Source organism: Haemophilus sp. CCUG 60358 (assembly GCF_001679485.1).
Classification (GTDB): Bacteria; Pseudomonadota; Gammaproteobacteria; order Enterobacterales; family Pasteurellaceae; genus Haemophilus_D.
Map to the genome: position 1 here is coordinate 1 of NZ_LZOZ01000017.1, position 17,729 is coordinate 17,729.

The window sequence follows — 17,729 nt, forward strand, 5'->3', positions numbered from 1 at the left end:
GCAGGTGATACTGTTGAAGTAACAGTCACCCCTGAAGGTTCTAACACCCCTGAAAAAGTGACCTTAACTAAACAGCCGGATGGTAGCTGGACTTCAGACAAACCTGAAACCGTGCCAAGCGTTGAAGCAGGTAAAGACAGCACCACTATTCCACAAGATAAAGTGAAAGATGGTTCTGAAGTGACTGCACAGGCGAAAGACCCAGCAGGTAACGAAAGTACTGAATCTAAAGGTAATGCGGGTAATAATGCAGACCACACTGCACCAAGCGCACCGGAAGTCACTCCATCAACCAATGATGGCTCAGTAAAAGTGAAAGTGCCAAGTGATGCTGAAGTAGGTGATACTGTAGAAGTAACCGTCACCCCTGAAGGCTCTAACACCCCTGAAAAAGTCACCTTGACCAAACAGGCGGATGGTAGCTGGACTTCAAATAAACCAGCGATCGTACCAAACGTTGAAGCAGGTAAAGACAGCACCACTATCCCTGAAGATAAAGTGAAAGATGGTTCTGAAGTTTCTGCGAAAGCGAAAGACCCAGCAGGTAATGAAAGTGCTGAATCTAAAGGTAATGCGGGTAATAACGCAGACCACACAGCACCAAGCGCACCGGAAGTGACTCCATCAACTACTGATGGCTCAGTGAAAGTGAAAGTGCCAAGTGATGCAGAAGCAGGTGATACTGTAGAAGTAACGGTCACCCCTGAAGGTTCTAACACCCCTGAAAAAGTGACCTTAACTAAACAGCCGGACGGCAGCTGGACTTCTGATAAACCAGCGATCGTGCCAAACGTTGAAGCAGGTAAAGACAGCACCACTATCCCTGAAGATAAAGTGAAAGATGGTTCTGAAGTTTCTGCGAAAGCGAAAGACCCAGCAGGTAATGAAAGTGCTGAATCTAAAGGTAATGCGGGTAATAATGCAGACCACACTGCACCAAGCGCACCGGAAGTCACTCCATCAACCACTGATGGCTCAGTAAAAGTGAAAGTGCCAAGCGATGCAGAAGCAGGTGATACTGTAGAAGTGACAGTAACTCCTGAAGGTTCTAACACCCCTGAAAAAGTCACCTTAACTAAACAGGCAGATGGCAGCTGGACTTCAAGCAACCCTACAACGTTACCAAATGTTGAAGCAGGTCAGAGCAGCACAACCATTCCACAAGACAAAGTGAAAGATGGTTCTGAAGTGACTGCGCAGGCGAAAGATCCTTCAGGCAACGAAAGCACACCGGCTAAAGCGAATGCAGGTAACAATAAAGTTGTTAAACTTGAACTATCACTTGCAGAAGATACTGGTGCGTCTAGTAACGATAACTATACTAAAAATGGTCAAGTTAACGTGTCTGGTATTCCATCAGGTTCTGAATGGGAATACAGTACAGACGGTGGTCAAAATTGGACTTCTGGTTCTGGTACCTCATTTACCTTACCAGACAACACCAAAGTGGGTGGTATTGTATACAACTTACAAGCTCGTGTGAAAGGTAATGCGGCATCAACCAGCGACACCTTAAATATGACTCTTGACCAAAAAGCAGAGGAATTCCATGCGATTATTGATGATAGTATGAATTTAATCGGAACAGCTGAGAAAAATTCAACGATTTCTATCAATAATAGAAGTGGTCAAGCTAATGCCAATGGTGAGTTTGAGGTTGCTACAGGTATTGATCCAAAGGCAACAGCGAAGAGAGTACCTTACACTGTAGTTGAAACAGACTTAGCGGGTAACACTATATCTAAGGACGTTGCCTACACTTACTACCGTCGTTATGGGGCTAATACCAATGATAGTTATGGTAGTGAAAATGATGTTATCTTAATTGGTACTAAAGGTGGTACTGGTGACTTAGGTTCATTAATTAAATCTAGCCTGACTACTGGTGACGGTGATGACTCTGTCTATGCAATTGGAGTTCAATACCATAGTAATACTCTTGATATGGGTAGCGGTAATGACTTTGCTAGCTTTGGCAAAATCGCCGGTACTATAAACATGGGAGATGGTAACGATATTCTTGAAGCGCGTGATACACGCAGCCCGTTCTTCTATTTAGTTGGTGGTAACCCAACTATTAATATGGGTTCCGGTAATGACATTGTAAAGACATCTGGCGACACTAACACAAAAGCCACTATTGATGGAGGCAGTGATTTCGATACACTTGAGTTTGTGAACCGAGATGGTAAACCGATTACAACCACTATTTCAATGATCTCTAACTTTGAGAAAATTGATATTACCGGCACGTTAAACAACTCGGTTACTATCAGTGATAAAGATGTTGAGAGAAACCACAGTGCTAAAGCAACTGTTGATGCAAGTGGTACATCTCATAACAACGTGTTAATTGTTGATGGTAATGCGGGCGATAAAGTGACCTTAAGTGGTATTAGCAAAGCTGCAAGCTCGCAAGTTACTTATGAAGGCAATACTTATAATGTTTACAACACCAATTCTAATGAACTCTGGGTTGATTCAGATATTACTGTTGCTTAATTTGTAACATCTATTAGAAAAACGCACCCTCGGGTGCGTTTTTTGTAAAAACCGAGAAAAGTAGGTTATGAAGTCACAAGCTTTGAACAAATTGACGATGCCAAATGGTCAATTACAGTGGTTAAATAACACACAAATCAAATCCTAAATATATTTTCAATTAGCTTGGTCAGAATAGCTAGCCAAGCACTCAAAAAAAACAAGAAAAATAATAAAATCAATTAGTTAAAATTACATTGTAAATAAAGTGTAAATTTCTTAATTTCTCCTTTCTTTTTTTAAATTTCAGCTAGAATGCGACACTAACAAGTCTACGAGCGTTCAGTTTTTAATCACTCGTGTTTTTTCTAAACTATTTTACAATTATAAAAGGACACTAATATGAAACTTCATAAATTATTAGTAACAGCATTTGCTGTTTCTGTACTAACAGCTTGTACACTAAGCAATGAACGTTGGTCAAACTTTGATAATCAATCAACGAGTGTGGCACCTCAAGAAAATCATGCTGGCTTAATTTTCTATCGCACTGATGCTGGGGCAAACCCAATCGCAGTAAATATCAAAGTAAATGACGAATACCTTTCTTCTCTTCAAGTAGGCGGTTTCACTAAAACTGAAATTTGTGCAAAACCGACCGCACTTGAAGCGCACTATGTTGCAATGAAACCTGCAACAAACTTAACTGTCAATCTCGCGAAGCAATCTGTTCATTATTTCTACGTCGATACCTCTAATACATCAAAACCTCAATTAAAAGAGGTGGATGCAGCAACAGCACAAGAAGCTTTAAAAATGCTTAAGCATCAAGCTAATACTATTTCTCGTGTAAACAACACCGCTTGTGCAACTCATTAATCAATTAAGGGAGATTATTTATGTCAAAAAATATTAGCGTAAAGATTAATACCGGTAATAAAACTATTGAAACCGTCAAATTAAATTCAGCAAATCAAAAAGTTATCATCAAAGCACAACCTCATGTGAACTATGAATTGGTTGATGAAGCCACACAATATGCCCCTGAAATGATCGACACCAAACGTGTTGGCAACGATCTTCATATTGCCTTTGAAGGCACCGATATCAATAAAGAAAGCGATTTAGTGTTAGAAGGCTATTATGAACATGATAATACTGAATTAGTATTAGGTATGGCCGAAGATGGTCAATACTATGCTTACGTTCCACAAAGTGGTGTGGAAAGCGATGCGGTGACATTACTTGCAGATCAAGTTTTTGCACCACAAGCATTAGGCGGGAACAGCGTAACTGCACCATTCTGGGCATTCAATCCAAGCTGGTTATGGGTGGCGGCAGGTGTGGCTGCTGTAGGTGGTATTATCGCAGCAGCAAGTGGCAGTCATGGTGGCGGCTCGTCAAATAACGCTAATAACAATAGCAATACTGCTAAAGACACAACAGCACCAGCTAAACCAACTGTTGAAGCAAAAGACAACGGCTCAGTGGAAGTAACTCCTCCTGCAGATGCAGATACCAAGTCTGTAGAAGTAAGCTACACTGATGAAGCAGGTACACCGAAAACAGCAACCTTAACTAAAGGTAACGATGGTAACTGGACTTCAAACAATCCAGATGTTGCACTAGATCCAGCGACTGGTAAAGCAACGATCCCAGCGGATAAAGTACAAGATGGCTCTCCGGTGAAAGCGAAAGCAACTGATGAATCAGGTAACACTGGTGAAGAAGGTACAGCGAATGCGGGTAATAACGTAGACCACACTGTGCCAAACGCACCAGAAGTGACTTCATCAACTACTGATGGTTCAGTAACTGTTCAAGTACCAAGCAATGCAAAAACGGGTGATATGGTCGAAGTGACTATTACTCCAGATACTGTATCGGGTAATGCAACACCAATAACGGTAACCTTAACTAAGCAAGCTGATGGTAGCTGGACGTCTGACAATGAATCAGCCGTACCAAATGTAAAAGATGGTGAAAATAGCTCAATCATTCCAGAAGATAAAGTGGAAGATTTAAGCAAAGTAACCGTAGTTACAAAAGATGCTATGGGTAATACAAGTAATAAAGTAGAAACTATAGCCCCATTAGATCCAGCTAAACTCAGTGTAAATGAGGAAGGCAACGTTGTACTTACTCTTCCTAAGCAGGTTAACGAAGGAGATCTGATTTATCTCAACGCTATTGGAGGAGATCCAACTTATTATTACAATGAGGCTATTGGTATAGAATTTTACAAAACAGCTACAGGTTGGAGTTACTTTTCTGAAACTCGTCGGGACGAAGACATAACTAAAGTTGATGAATATACCTATATTCTCAATAATCTTAAGCCTACTTCTAAAATTTCAGCACAACATATTGAGAAAGACGCAGTTGAAAATTTCCCTAATAATGCTGATGATTCATCATCAGATAATAGATTTGGTAAATTTTATACTATTAGTGATAGAACAAAAGGCAGTGTAGTATCTTATGTAATTGTTCCGCCTGATAACGTTCCACCAGGAAAACCTACTGTGTCTAGCAATGCGGATGGTTCAGTAAATATCACACCGCCAACAGATAAAGATGTGAGAACTATTGAAGTAAACTATATTGATGAAAATGGCAATCCGCGAAATGCTGTTTTAACGAGAGACCTTCCGGATGGAAACTCGCATTATGAACAATGGACTTCAAATAACCCAGATGTGAAAGTTGATAAAAATGGTGAAGCCACTATATCCGCAGATAAAGTGAAAGATGGTTCAGAGGTGACAGCCAAAGCAACAGATGCATCAGGTAATACTGGAGAAGAAGGTACAGCGAATGCGGGTAATAACGTAGACCACACTGTGCCAAACGCACCAGAAGTGACTTCATCAACTACTGATGGTTCAGTAACTGTTGGAGTACCAAGCAATGCAAAAACGGGTGATATGGTCGAAGTGACTATTACTCCAGATACTGTATCGGGTAATGCAACACCAATAACGGTCACATTAACTAAGCAAGCTGATGGTAGCTGGACATCTGACAATGAATCAGCCGTACCAAATGTAAAAGCTGGCGAAAATAGCGTAATCATTCCAGAAGATAAAGTGGAAGATTTAAGCAAAGTAACGGTAGTTACAAAAGATTCTATGGGTAATGTAAGTAATAAAGTTGAAACTACAGCTCCTTTAGATCCAGCTAGACTTAGCGTAAATGAGGAAGGCAAAGTAGTTCTTACACTTCCTAAGCAGGTTAACGAAGGAGATCTGATTTATCTCAACACTATTGGTGGAAAATATGATTACAATAGAGCTCTTGATATAGAATTTTACAAAACAGCTACAGGTTGGGATATTGATACTGAATCTCGAGAACCGGAAAAAGATATAACTAAAGTTGATGAATATACCTATATTCTCAATAATCTTAAGCCTACTTCTAAAATTTCAGCACAACATATTGAGAAAGATGCAATTGATAATTTCTTTAATGATCCTAATGATGATGAATCATTAAATAATGGATGGAATAATATTAATACTACTAATGATAGAACGAAAGGCAGTGTAGTATCTTATTTAACTGTTCCGCCTGATAACGTTCCACCAGGAAAACCTACTATATCTACCAATGCGGATGGTTCAGTAAATATCACTCCGCCAACAGATGAAGATGTGGTGAAAATAGAAGTAAACTATATTGATGAAAATGGCAATCCGCAAAATGCTGTTTTAACAGGAGACTTTCCAGATGGAAGCGAGTATTATGGTAGCTGGACTTCAAATAACCCAGATGTGAAAGTTGATAATAGTTATACTCGAGCCACTATAACTATATCAGCAGATAAAGTAAAAGATGGTTCAGAGGTGACAGCCAAAGCAACAGATGCATCAGGTAATACTGGTGATGATTCAATCTATGAAACTGGTGTTCAGCACGGTAGCAATACTCTTGATATGGGTAGCGGTAATGATATTGTAAGGATATCTAACGACATTATCCCAAAAGCATCTATTGATGGTGGTGATGGTTTCGATACATTTAAGTTTGTGAACCTAGACGATAAACCGATTACAACCACTATTTCAATGATCTCTAATTTTGAGAAAATTGATATTACAGGTATGCGATACAAAACAGTTAATATCCAAAAAGAGGATGTTGAGAGAAACCACAACGCTAAAGCAACGGTTGATGACAGTGGTAAATCTCACAACAACGTGTTAATTGTTGATGGTAATGAGGGCGATAAAGTGAATTTAAGTGAGATTAGCAAAACTACAAGCTCAAAAGTTACTTATGAAGGCAATACTTATAATGTTTACAACACTGGTTCTAATGAACTCTGGGTTGATTCAGATATTACCGTTGCTTAATTTGTAACATCTATTAGAAAAACGCACCTTCGGGTGCGTTTTTTGTAAAAATCGAGAACGTTTGACTGCTTGATGCTGAATAAAAAAGAGGTATAGCTGGGATGTTTTTAGCGCAGCTTTATGCAATATTTATCTTGAACACTGCCTTTACAAGCGGTTGAATTTTACGAGTAGTTTGCATCTTTAATTATTACTCTTAACTGATTTGAGCTATAATTAAACATTAAAAAATTTTATTTTGATTACTCTATAAGAGAGCCTTTCCATGAAACTTGCACATCATAAAATCATTGCATTGCTACTCCTTGGTGCATTGCAATCTCCATCTGCTTTTGCGGAAGAACTTGCTGATATTCTTCGCAATGCTTTGCGAAATGATCCTGCATTACTTGAGGCGAGCGCTAATACAGAAGGCGCTTATAATGAAATGGAAGCATCTAAAGCTGGGCACTATCCAACATTTTCGTTAACTGGACAAAATGTTGTCGCCCAGCAACATACTTCTAATAATTCCAGAATGCGTGATGATGTTGGCATTAAATCGCGTTTAAATTTATATGCTTGGGGTGGAATTCAAGCTGCTGTTGAGCGTGATAAACATAAAATGGAATATTATCAACATAAATATTATGAAACGCGCGAAGAGTTAGCCAACACGATTAGCACTCTTTATTTAACCGCACTTCGTGCAAAAGAATCCATTGCAGTTGCGAAAAAAAATATTAAACGCCATGAGAAATTCTTAGCAGATTTGCGAGTAATTAGTGAATATGATTCTGGTCGTCGTTCAGAGATGACACAGGCACAATCCCGTTATTTACAAGCACAATCAACAGAAGCGAGTTTACAGAAAACGTTATCGGTTACTTTGAGTAAATTAAACAAATATAGCTCAAAACGTTTAACTGAAAAAGATATCGTCGATCCATTTAATAAACAGAATTCAGCACAGCTTATTGCACTATTCGATAAAGTGCCAATCACTGAACATCCAAGTGTGAAAGCGCAAGAATCAGAATACAGTAGTGCATTATCGGATGCTGAAGTTGCAAAAGCTTCAAAATATCCGTCTATTAATTTAGAAGGAAGTGCAACTCGTCATGATAGAAGTGTTGCGGTAACGATGACTTGGGATCTTTATAATAAATCTGCTGATTATGCACTAGAGAAGAGCCACGCAGTAATACGATCTGCTAGAGCGCGTTCAGATGAGTTATTACGTGATATCCAGGAACGAGCAGAAACAGCCAAAGTGGATATGAAGCAAAGTGAGCAACGCGCTAAAATTGTAAAATCACTGATTTCGACACAATCTCAAGTTGCTCAAGACTATGAGCAACAATTCTATATTTCTCACCGCACTTTGCTAGAAGTATTAGATTCTTATGCAGAATTAGCCGCAACAGAGACAAGTTATGTGGAAGCACAAAATGATTACCGCGATGCAGCTGTGGCATATTTATTGGCGAAAGCAAGTTTAGCAAAATGGGCAAAAATCCCAGATTTTAATGCAAATAGTCAGTTCTAAGTAGAAGGCATTTTATAGATAAATTTTATGAATTCAATTATTAAACATTTAGCTATTGCAACAAAGCTACTCAATCAACCTGTTGCAGAAGAGGCGTTAGCCGCAAATGTCGCAAGGGATCGAAATTTAAATGCGAATATTCAATCACTTAGCGAAGTATTGCGTAGTTATGGATTTGAAAACCATATTTCTCGCCGTAAGTTAGCTGAGATTCCTTCACTTGCGATGCCAGTTATTATTATTTTACATAATGACGAAGCTGCTGTTGTGAGTGAGGTAAAAGGGCGTGGCGAAGAGCGTGTTTATGTTGTTCGCCAAGGTGATGCGCCAGCACATGAGGTTAGCCATAAAAATCTTGAAGCACAATATTTGGGATTCTGCTGGTTTATTAAGCCAAAATTAACTGCGGATCACCGTTCTGAATTACCAGAATATCATTTACCAAAAGCCTGGTTTTGGAAGGTTATTGGTCGCTTTAAAAAATATTACTACCAAGTCATTTTAGCTTCTTTTTTAATCAACATTTTGGCATTGGTGAGTTCACTTTATGTGATGAATGTGTACGATCGAGTGATTCCAAACCAAGCATATTCAACATTATGGGTGTTAAGTATAGGCGTATTCTTAGCTATTACCTTTGAATTTATTGCTAAAATGATACGTTCGCATTTAACCGATATTGCTGGTAAAAAAGCTGATTTAATAGTCAGCTCGGCACTTTTTAGACGAGTAATGGCATTACGTTTAATTGAACGTCCAATTTCTTCAGGCTCTTATGCGAATAATTTACGCGATTTTGAGGCAGTGCGTGAATTTATGACAAGTGCTAGCTTATTGGTATTAGTTGATGCGCCATTCTTATTGCTTTTCTTATTTGTCATGTTTGTTATTGGTGGAAAATTGGTTATTGTACCTGCAGTGACTTGCGCTTTAGTGTTGCTAATTTCTTTTGCAGTGCAACCAACATTAGCAAAACGTATCAATGAAAGTATGAAAGAGAGCTCTCAACGTCAGGGGCTAGCAGTTGAAGCGGTAGAAGGCATTGAAACATTAAAGGTTAATAACGCAACTAACTGGGCTCAGCAGCGTTGGGATAGACTCAATGCTTTAACAGCTATCAGTTCAATGAAAGTTAAGCAGATCAATGAATTTGTTTCTAACTTTACAGTGGGGCTACAGCAATTAAATACCGTAGGTTTAGTTGTATTAGGTACTTATTTAATTCACGATGATGTCGTTGAAGCTCGTATTACAATGGGTGCGGTAATTGCTTCGGTAATCCTTTCTGGCCGCGCACTTTCATCTCTTGGGAAAATTGCAGGATTAGCCATTCGATATCAACAAGCTAAGAATGCACTCAAAGGTGTAAACTCCATTGTTGAAAGACCAATTGAACGAGATCCAGAACGTTCTTATGTAACACTTGATCAAGTACAAGGTCAGATAACCTTTAACAATGTCGTATTTCAATATAATAAAGATTCGCAACCTGCTATTGCAAACCTTAATTTAACCATTCGTCCTGGTGAAAAAGTTGCAATATTAGGACGAATCGGTAGTGGTAAAAGTACATTATTGAAATTAGCGAGTGGGCTATATGAGCCAACGGGCGGAAATATCTTGTTAGATAATGTAGATATTCGCCAAATTGATCCGAATTTCCTACGTGATAAAGTCACTTTACTTAATCAATCCCCACGTTTATTCCTTGGGACATTACGTGAGAACTTAGATTTAGCTCGAATGGATGGTTATTCAACAGACCAGGAATTGCTTGGTGCATTGCGTAATTTCCATTTAGATCAGTTGGTTCGTAACCATCCTAAAGGTTTGGATATGCCACTCGGTGAAGATGGTTTGGGGCTTTCTGGTGGACAAAAACAAATTGTTTCATTAGCACGTTTGACTTTACGCCATCCGCGTGTTGTTTTATTAGATGAACCAACAACAGGTTTAGATGAGCAAACTGAACAACAAGCGCTAGGCGTGTTAGCTCAATGGGCTAGAGATAAAACCGTTGTAGTGGTGACGCATCGTTTACAAGTGTTACCAATGGTTAATCGTGTCGTTGTTGTTGATAATGGCCGTGTCGTGATTGATGGCCCTCGAGATGCAGTTATTGCAAAATTGCGTGAAAATGAAGAGCGACAAGCACAGGCAAAAGCGCAAAATGTTGCACAGGTTGCCGCTGAGAAAAAAGAAGAAAAAGGTGAGTAATATGTCAAATCAGCAAAGAGAAAATATCAATCAAGAGGATTTAAAGCTGATTAACGATCTAAATGCAGCCTTACAATCGGAAAAACATACAGGTTATTTTTCAATAATTAGTTTATTTTTGTCTTTTATCATTGCTTTTATCATTTGGGCATATTTTAGTCCGCTCGAAGAAGTTGCCCAAGGACAAGGACGAATTATTCCAAGTAGCCGTGAGCAAATCGTACAAAGCCTCGATCCAGGAACGATTCAAGAAATGTTAGTCAAGGAAGGGGATACCGTTGAAAAAGGGCAAATTCTCTTAAGATTAGATGATACCCGTAGTTCTGCTATTTTACGTGAAAGCCAAGCAAAAGTAGAAAACTTAGAAGCTATGGTAGCTCGTTTACAGGCAGAGGCTTACAATACGAATCTTGTTTTCCCTGACCATATTTCAGATGAATTAAAAAAGCGTGAAGAAGCTGCTTACGTTTCTCGTCGTAGAGCGATGGAAGAACAAGTTTCTGGATTGAGACAAAGTAAAAATGTGCTTGAACAGCAAATAGCTATAGCAGAACCAATGGTAAAACGTGGCGTTATGTCACAAGTTGATCTTCTACGTATGCAACGTGATTCACATGATTTAGAAGCACAAATTACAGAACGTCAAAACCGTTATACAACAGATGCAAGTAATGAGTTAGTAAAAACAGAATCGGAACTCGCACAGGCTAAGGAAAATATGGCAATGCGAGCTGACCCCGTTGAACGTTCACAAATTCGTGCACCAATGAAAGGGATTGTAAAAAATATTCGCATTAATACGATTGGTGGGGTTGTTAATGCTGGGCAGGATATTCTTGAAATTGTACCGATTGAAGATAATCTTCTAGTTGAGGCTTATATTCGTCCGAATGATGTTGCATTTATCCGCCCTGGTTTGCCTGCAGTTGTAAAACTCAGCGCTTATGATTATGCCATTTATGGTGGTTTACAAGGCGAAGTGACGTTAATCAGCCCAGATACATTAAGTGATGAAAAACGTAATGCTAGTGAATTAAAGCTAAATATGAATAACGTGTATTATCGCATATTGGTGAAAACGTCAGGGAGCCATCTTGTTGATAAAAACGGGAACGAAATGCCAATTATTCCTGGGATGGTTGCAACAGTAGATATTAAAACTGGTGAGAAAACAGTGTTTCAATATTTAATAAAACCAATTACGCGAATGAAACAAGCATTAAGAGAGAGATAAATTTAAAAGTGCGGTCAGAAAATATATAAATTTCTAACCGCACTTTTTCTTTAATGAATCGAAATAATTAAATCAATTCTACTGGTACTTTCACCACCAGTTTTTTCACGAAACTTGATTTGCCATTTACGGTGCAACCTGGTTTATGTGGTTCATAAGGGAAAAAAACCGCGAACATTTTTGGTAAAAGTGTTACGGTGCTTTTATCTTCAATTTGTGGAGTAAGTTGGTAATCATCTGCATCACGATATTCATCGTATAAGCTGAGATTTGGATAAGTTGCGCTTACTTCAACATTCTCTTCACCACGAATAAGTAATTGAATATCTAGATATTTATGGTGAAGTTCAGCTTGTTTGCTATCCGCTTCAACCGTATCAAATTCCATGACATTCATATAGACTTGCTCGCTTAAATCATGACGACCATTTTCTAATGCTTCAAGATCTAACGTGTTGAGATGATCGCAAATGTCCGCGATAACTTTTGGTAAACCCACTTTGAAATTTGGGTTATTTAATGCACTGATAATCATAGTGTCTCCTTACGTATGTATTTGTATGAGAATATGATAACAAGTTGCTTATATTAAATAAAGTTACCAATAAATTTAAAACTCTGTATAATAAGCGAGCTTTATTTTCTGCATTAGCGTGCGGCTATCAAAAGAGATTTTTAAACGCCCAAAGTGCGGTCATTTTTTCGAAAGATTTCTTTTGCTAGTCGCAATCTGGAAAATAAAGCTTTGTTTTAAATATTATTTTGAAGGAAAACATTGTGAATCCAATTGTTAAACAATTTAAATACGGTCAACATACCGTTACTCTAGAAACCGGCTCGATTGCACGTCAAGCAACTGCAGCGGTCATGGCAAGCATGGACGATACTACAGTATTCGTGACTGTTGTTGCTAAAAAAGATGTAAAAGAAGGTCAAGACTTCTTCCCATTAACCGTAAACTACCAAGAGCGTACTTATGCGGCGGGTAAAATCCCTGGTGGTTTCTTCAAACGTGAAGGTCGTCCATCTGAAGGCGAAACTTTAATTGCTCGTTTAATCGACCGTCCAATTCGTCCATTATTCCCAGAAGGTTTCTTCAACGAAATCCAAGTTGTGGCAACTGTAGTTTCTGTAAACCCACAAATCAGCCCTGACTTAGTGGCAATGATCGGTGCTTCTGCAGCATTAACCTTATCTGGTGTGCCTTTCAATGGCCCTATCGGTGCAGCACGTGTTGGTTTTATCGACAACCAATTCGTATTAAACCCAACTATGGCTGAACAAAAACAAAGCCGTTTGGACTTAGTGGTTGCAGGTACTGACAAAGCCGTATTAATGGTTGAATCTGAAGCTGATATCTTAACTGAAGAACAAATGTTAGCAGCAGTAGTATTCGGTCATCAACAACAACAAGTTGTAGTTGAAGCAATCAAAGAGTTTGCGAAAGAAGCAGGTAAACCACGTTGGGATTGGGTTGCACCACAACCAAACACAGATTTAATTAACAAAGTAAAAACGATTGCTGAAGCGCGTCTAGGCGATGCATACCGCATTACTGAAAAACAAGCACGTTACGAACAAATCGATGCAATTAAAGCGGATGTGATTGCACAAATTACAGCAGAAGATGAAGAGAGCAGCGAAGGTAAAATCGTAGATATTTTCACTGCTCTTGAAAGCCAAATTGTTCGTGGCCGTATCATTGCAGGTGAACCACGTATTGATGGTCGTACCGTTGATACCGTTCGCGCATTAGATATCTGTACTGGTGTATTACCACGTACACACGGTTCTGCAATTTTCACCCGTGGTGAAACACAAGCACTAGCCGTAGCAACGTTAGGTACTGAACGTGATGCTCAAATCATTGATGAATTAACAGGTGAACGTCAAGATCACTTTTTATTCCACTACAACTTCCCTCCATACTCTGTAGGTGAAACCGGTATGATTGGCTCACCAAAACGTCGTGAAATCGGTCACGGTCGTTTAGCAAAACGTGGTGTAGCAGCCGTTATGCCAAGCCTTGCAGAATTCCCGTATGTAGTACGTGTTGTATCTGAAATCACTGAATCTAACGGTTCTTCTTCTATGGCATCTGTATGTGGCGCGTCTTTAGCATTAATGGATGCGGGCGTTCCAATCAAAGCTGCTGTTGCAGGTATCGCAATGGGCTTAGTGAAAGAAGAAGAGAAATTCGTGGTTCTTTCAGATATCTTAGGTGATGAAGACCACTTAGGTGATATGGACTTTAAAGTGGCGGGCACACGTGAAGGTGTCACCGCACTTCAAATGGACATCAAAATTGAAGGTATCACTCCTGAAATTATGCAAATTGCATTAAACCAAGCAAAAGGTGCTCGTATGCACATTCTTGGCGTAATGGAACAAGCAATCCCTGCACCACGTGCAGATATTTCTGACTACGCGCCGCGTATTCACACCATGAAAATTGATCCTAAGAAAATCAAAGATGTTATCGGTAAAGGTGGTGCAACTATCCGTGCATTAACTGAAGAAACTGGTACGTCTATCGATATCGATGATGATGGTACAGTGAAAATCGCCGCAGTAGATAGCAGTGCAGCGAAAAATGTGATGGCTCGTATTGAAGAAATCGTTGCTGAAGTTGAAGCGGGCGCAATTTACAAAGGTAAAGTGACTCGTCTTGCTGACTTCGGTGCATTCGTCGCTATCGTTGGAAATAAAGAAGGTTTAGTTCACATTTCTCAAATCGCAGAAGAACGCGTAGAGAAAGTGAGTGATTATCTTCAAGTAGGTCAAGAAGTGACTGTTAAAGTGGTTGAAATCGATCGTCAAGGTCGTATCCGCTTAACCATGAAAGATCTTGCACCAAAACAAGAAACTGAAGCAGAATCTGCACCAGCAGAAGATATTTCAGAAGAACAAGAATAATCTCACAGGGTGTGTGAATTCAATTTACACACCCGTTTTGATTATCAAACTAACTTATAAAATAATGCAGTATTTTCGGTTATTCCGTTTTCTAGTTTCGTTGTCTAGCCTAAGTGTGATTTTATTTATTTCCGGTTGTGTGCAATCGGGAAACGTGTTTGTTGCACCAAATAAAGTCATGCTAGCAGATCAAACCCCGAATACGCACTTCGAACAAGAAGTGATAATTACCCGAATCGGGCAGGTTTTATTAGTTGGAAAAATGAGTAATGAAGAACGAGCGACGCTTCACTTTGAACGTGGCGTATTATACGATTCCCTCGGTTTATGGGGTCTCGCACGTTATGACTTTACACAAGCCCTCGCGTTACAGCCAAAGATGGCTTCCGTTTACAATTATTTAGGGCTTTACTTACTGCTTGAAGAAGATTACGACAGCGCATTAGAAACCTTTAATGCGGTGTTTGAATTGGATCCAAGTTATGACTATACCCACCTTAATCGTGGTTTAAATTTTTATTACGTCAAACGCTATAACCTTGCTGAAGACGATTTGATGAAGTTTTACGAAGCCGATACCAAAGATCCTTATCGCGTACTCTGGCTCTATTTGAACGAACAAAAATTAAAACCACAAGAAGCCCATGCCAACCTTGTTGAACGAGCTAAAGGGCTATCTAAGGACTTCTGGGGAACAAATATCGTTCAATACTATTTAGGTAATATTTCCGTGAGTGACTTGCAAGAGCGGGCAACCAAATTTGCAGAAAACTCGCAGCAATATGCAGAAATATTAACCGAAACCTACTTTTATCTAGCAAAACAAAAACTCAATTTGGGGCAAATTGATGAAGCTGCGGCTTTATTCAAACTTGCTATTGCGAATCAGGTGTATAACTTTGTTGAGTATCGTTTTGCCGTGTTAGAGCTGATGAAATTGAAACCGGCTCAAACTGAAGACGAAAAAGAAGAAAAAAGTGTGGTCACAAAAACAGCTGTTTTTTAGACTTGCCTTCTTCTTTTATAACAAATAAACCTGAAAGCTAAATTGAGCTTTCCTTACTTACATTCGAGTATTTTAATGACAGACAAAATCACTTTTAATGATTTAGGCTTGCCTGAATTCATTCTAAAAGCCGTTTCTGACCTTAGTTTTGAAACACCTTCGCCAATCCAACAAGCTTGTATTCCTGCTCTTTTAGAAGGCAGAGATGTACTTGGTATGGCACAAACCGGTAGTGGTAAAACTGCCGCATTCTCTTTACCTATTTTGGCAAAAATTGATCCTGCCGCAAAACATCCACAATTATTGGTGATGGCACCAACACGTGAACTTGCCATTCAAGTTGCTGATGCTTGCGAACACTTCATGAAATATGCCAAAGGCATCAATATCGTGACTCTTTATGGTGGTCAACGTTATGACATCCAGTTACGTGCATTAAAACAAGGTGCACAAGTTGTTGTGGGTACACCAGGTCGTATTTTAGATCACATCCGTCGTAACACATTAAATCTATCTGAATTAAAAGCGATCGTACTTGATGAAGCTGATGAAATGCTTCGTATGGGCTTTATTGATGATGTAGAAACCGTTATGGCTGAATTACCGGAAGAGCACCAAACCGCCCTTTTCTCAGCAACCATGCCAGAGCCAATTCGTCGCATCACAAAACGCTTCATGAACAATCCGCAAGAAGTGAAAATCAAAGTAAATAACGATAATGCACCTGATATTGAGCAAAATTGTTGGTATGTTCAAGGTTTCCGTAAAAATGATGCATTATTACGCTTCTTAGAAGTGGAAGATTTTGATGCGGCAATCATTTTTACCCGTACTAAAACAGGCACACTTGATGTGACTGAATTATTAGAAAAACACGGTTTCCGTGCTGCAGCCTTAAACGGTGATATGACTCAGCAATTACGTGAGCAAACCTTAGATCGCTTACGTAATGGTAGTCTTGATATCGTCGTTGCAACCGATGTTGCTGCGCGCGGTATCGATATTGAACGAATCAGTCTTGTAGTAAACTATGACATCCCACTTGATGCAGAGTCATACGTTCACCGTATCGGTCGTACTGGCCGAGCTGGTCGTTCTGGTCGCGCATTATTATTCGTTGAACCACGTGAACGCCGTTTACTTCGTAATATTGAACACTTAATGAAAAAACCAATCAACGAAGTTGAATTACCAAATCATGAAGTGTTACAAGCGTGTCGTCGTAAGAAATTCCAAGACAAGATTACCAAACAATTGGAACATCACGATCTCGAAATGTATCGTAGCTTATTGGAAGATTTATTCACGGCAGATCAGGATCAAGAAGATATTGCTGCTGCAATGTTGATGTTGCTTCAAGGCAAACAAAAACTCATTCTTCCACCTGATCCACCAATGGATAAACGTCGTCGTGACCGTAATGATCGCGGTGATCGTCGTGAAAATCCACGTTCAGCTGAACGTCGTGGCGAACGTAAAGGCTATGGCAACCCACAACCGATGGATTTATATCGTATCGAAGTAGGTCGTGCAGATGGTGTAGAAGTGCGTCATATTGTAGGTGCTATCGCAAATGAAGGTGATATTAACAGCCGTTACATTGGCCACATCAAACTTTATGATGACTACTCTACCGTTGAATTACCACAAGGCATGCCGAAAGAATTACTTCAACAATTCGTTAAAACTCGCGTTTTAAATAAACAAATGCAAATGAGCTTTATGGGCGCAACACAATCAGACAGCGGACGCGGTGGTAACGATTTTGGTGGAAAAGGCCGTCGTGATGGTCGACGTAATGAGCGCGGAGAGCGTGGTCAAGATCGCTTCCGTGGTGAGCGTAATGGTGAACGTCGTCAGCGTAAATTTAACGATAAAAACGACCGCACTTTTAATGAACGTGGTCGCCGAGATCGCCAACGTTAATCCTTATTTAACAGCCCCTTGAAGTAAAAGGGGCTTTTTTATTGTCTTAATTCTCGTTACAAT

At 39.4% G+C, this 17,729-nt stretch carries 9 protein-coding genes and 1 pseudogene; 9 read left to right on the forward strand and 1 reads right to left on the reverse strand.

The annotated features are described in order from the left end of the window. The 6 genes and pseudogenes from A9500_RS10755 to A9500_RS07840 all read left to right on the forward strand — a co-directional run. Positions 1-2,502: pseudogene (locus A9500_RS10755) on the forward strand (hypothetical protein); the annotation flags it as partial. A 381-nt stretch (positions 2,503-2,883) separates the two neighbouring features. After that, positions 2,884-3,360 (forward strand): hypothetical protein, encoded by a 477-nt coding sequence (locus A9500_RS07820; RefSeq protein ID WP_065244505.1) that lies wholly within the window; start codon positions 2,884-2,886, stop codon positions 3,358-3,360. A 125-nt stretch (positions 3,361-3,485) separates the two neighbouring features. Then, positions 3,486-6,839, forward strand: coding sequence for a hypothetical protein (locus A9500_RS10760; protein WP_179854568.1), 3,354 nt, complete (start codon positions 3,486-3,488; stop codon positions 6,837-6,839). Positions 6,840-7,104: 265 nt separating this feature from the next. Beyond that, a complete protein-coding gene (locus A9500_RS07830; RefSeq protein WP_065244507.1) occupies positions 7,105-8,367 on the forward strand; it encodes a TolC family protein in 1,263 nt (420 codons plus the stop codon). Between the two features lie 27 nt (positions 8,368-8,394). Next, positions 8,395-10,584 (forward strand): type I secretion system permease/ATPase, encoded by a 2,190-nt coding sequence (locus A9500_RS07835; protein ID WP_065244508.1) that lies wholly within the window; start codon positions 8,395-8,397, stop codon positions 10,582-10,584. A 1-nt stretch (position 10,585) separates the two neighbouring features. Then, positions 10,586-11,818, forward strand: a complete 1,233-nt coding sequence (locus A9500_RS07840) for an HlyD family type I secretion periplasmic adaptor subunit (protein ID WP_065244509.1) — start codon at positions 10,586-10,588, stop codon at positions 11,816-11,818. A 67-nt stretch (positions 11,819-11,885) separates the two neighbouring features. On the opposite strand, the gene nanQ is transcribed toward A9500_RS07840, so the two are convergent. Further along, positions 11,886-12,353 (reverse strand): N-acetylneuraminate anomerase, encoded by a 468-nt coding sequence (gene nanQ, locus A9500_RS07845; protein WP_014064125.1) that lies wholly within the window; start codon positions 12,351-12,353, stop codon positions 11,886-11,888. Positions 12,354-12,595: 242 nt separating this feature from the next. On the opposite strand from nanQ, the gene pnp reads away from it, so the two are divergent. The 3 genes from pnp to A9500_RS07860 all read left to right on the forward strand — a co-directional run bounded on the left by pnp (position 12,596) and on the right by A9500_RS07860 (position 17,666). Further along, the gene (gene pnp, locus A9500_RS07850) at positions 12,596-14,734 is read left to right on the forward strand and encodes a polyribonucleotide nucleotidyltransferase (protein ID WP_065244510.1); all 2,139 of its coding nucleotides are present in this window, start codon (positions 12,596-12,598) and stop codon (positions 14,732-14,734) included. 64 nt (positions 14,735-14,798) lie between these two features. Then, a complete protein-coding gene (nlpI, locus tag A9500_RS07855) occupies positions 14,799-15,740 on the forward strand; it encodes a lipoprotein NlpI (protein WP_065244511.1) in 942 nt (313 codons plus the stop codon). 75 nt (positions 15,741-15,815) lie between these two features. Further along, positions 15,816-17,666 carry a DEAD/DEAH box helicase gene (locus A9500_RS07860; RefSeq protein WP_065244512.1) on the forward strand — a complete coding sequence of 617 codons (1,851 nt, stop codon included), beginning with the start codon at positions 15,816-15,818 and terminating at the stop codon, positions 17,664-17,666. Positions 17,667-17,729: the final 63 nt, after the last annotated feature.

What these genes read in the sequence shown, in the direction of transcription:
- A9500_RS07840 (WP_065244509.1), top strand. Translation starts at nt 10,586, where the DNA reads ATGTCAAATCAGCAAAGAGAAAATATCAATCAAGAGGATTTAAAGCTG.
- A9500_RS07830 (WP_065244507.1), top strand. Translation starts at nt 7,105, where the DNA reads ATGAAACTTGCACATCATAAAATCATTGCATTGCTACTCCTTGGTGCA.
- nanQ (WP_014064125.1), bottom strand. Translation starts at nt 12,353, where the DNA reads ATGATTATCAGTGCATTAAATAACCCAAATTTCAAAGTGGGTTTACCA.
- nlpI (WP_065244511.1), top strand. Translation starts at nt 14,799, where the DNA reads ATGCAGTATTTTCGGTTATTCCGTTTTCTAGTTTCGTTGTCTAGCCTA.
- A9500_RS07820 (WP_065244505.1), top strand. Translation starts at nt 2,884, where the DNA reads ATGAAACTTCATAAATTATTAGTAACAGCATTTGCTGTTTCTGTACTA.
- A9500_RS07835 (WP_065244508.1), top strand. Translation starts at nt 8,395, where the DNA reads ATGAATTCAATTATTAAACATTTAGCTATTGCAACAAAGCTACTCAAT.
- A9500_RS07860 (WP_065244512.1), top strand. Translation starts at nt 15,816, where the DNA reads ATGACAGACAAAATCACTTTTAATGATTTAGGCTTGCCTGAATTCATT.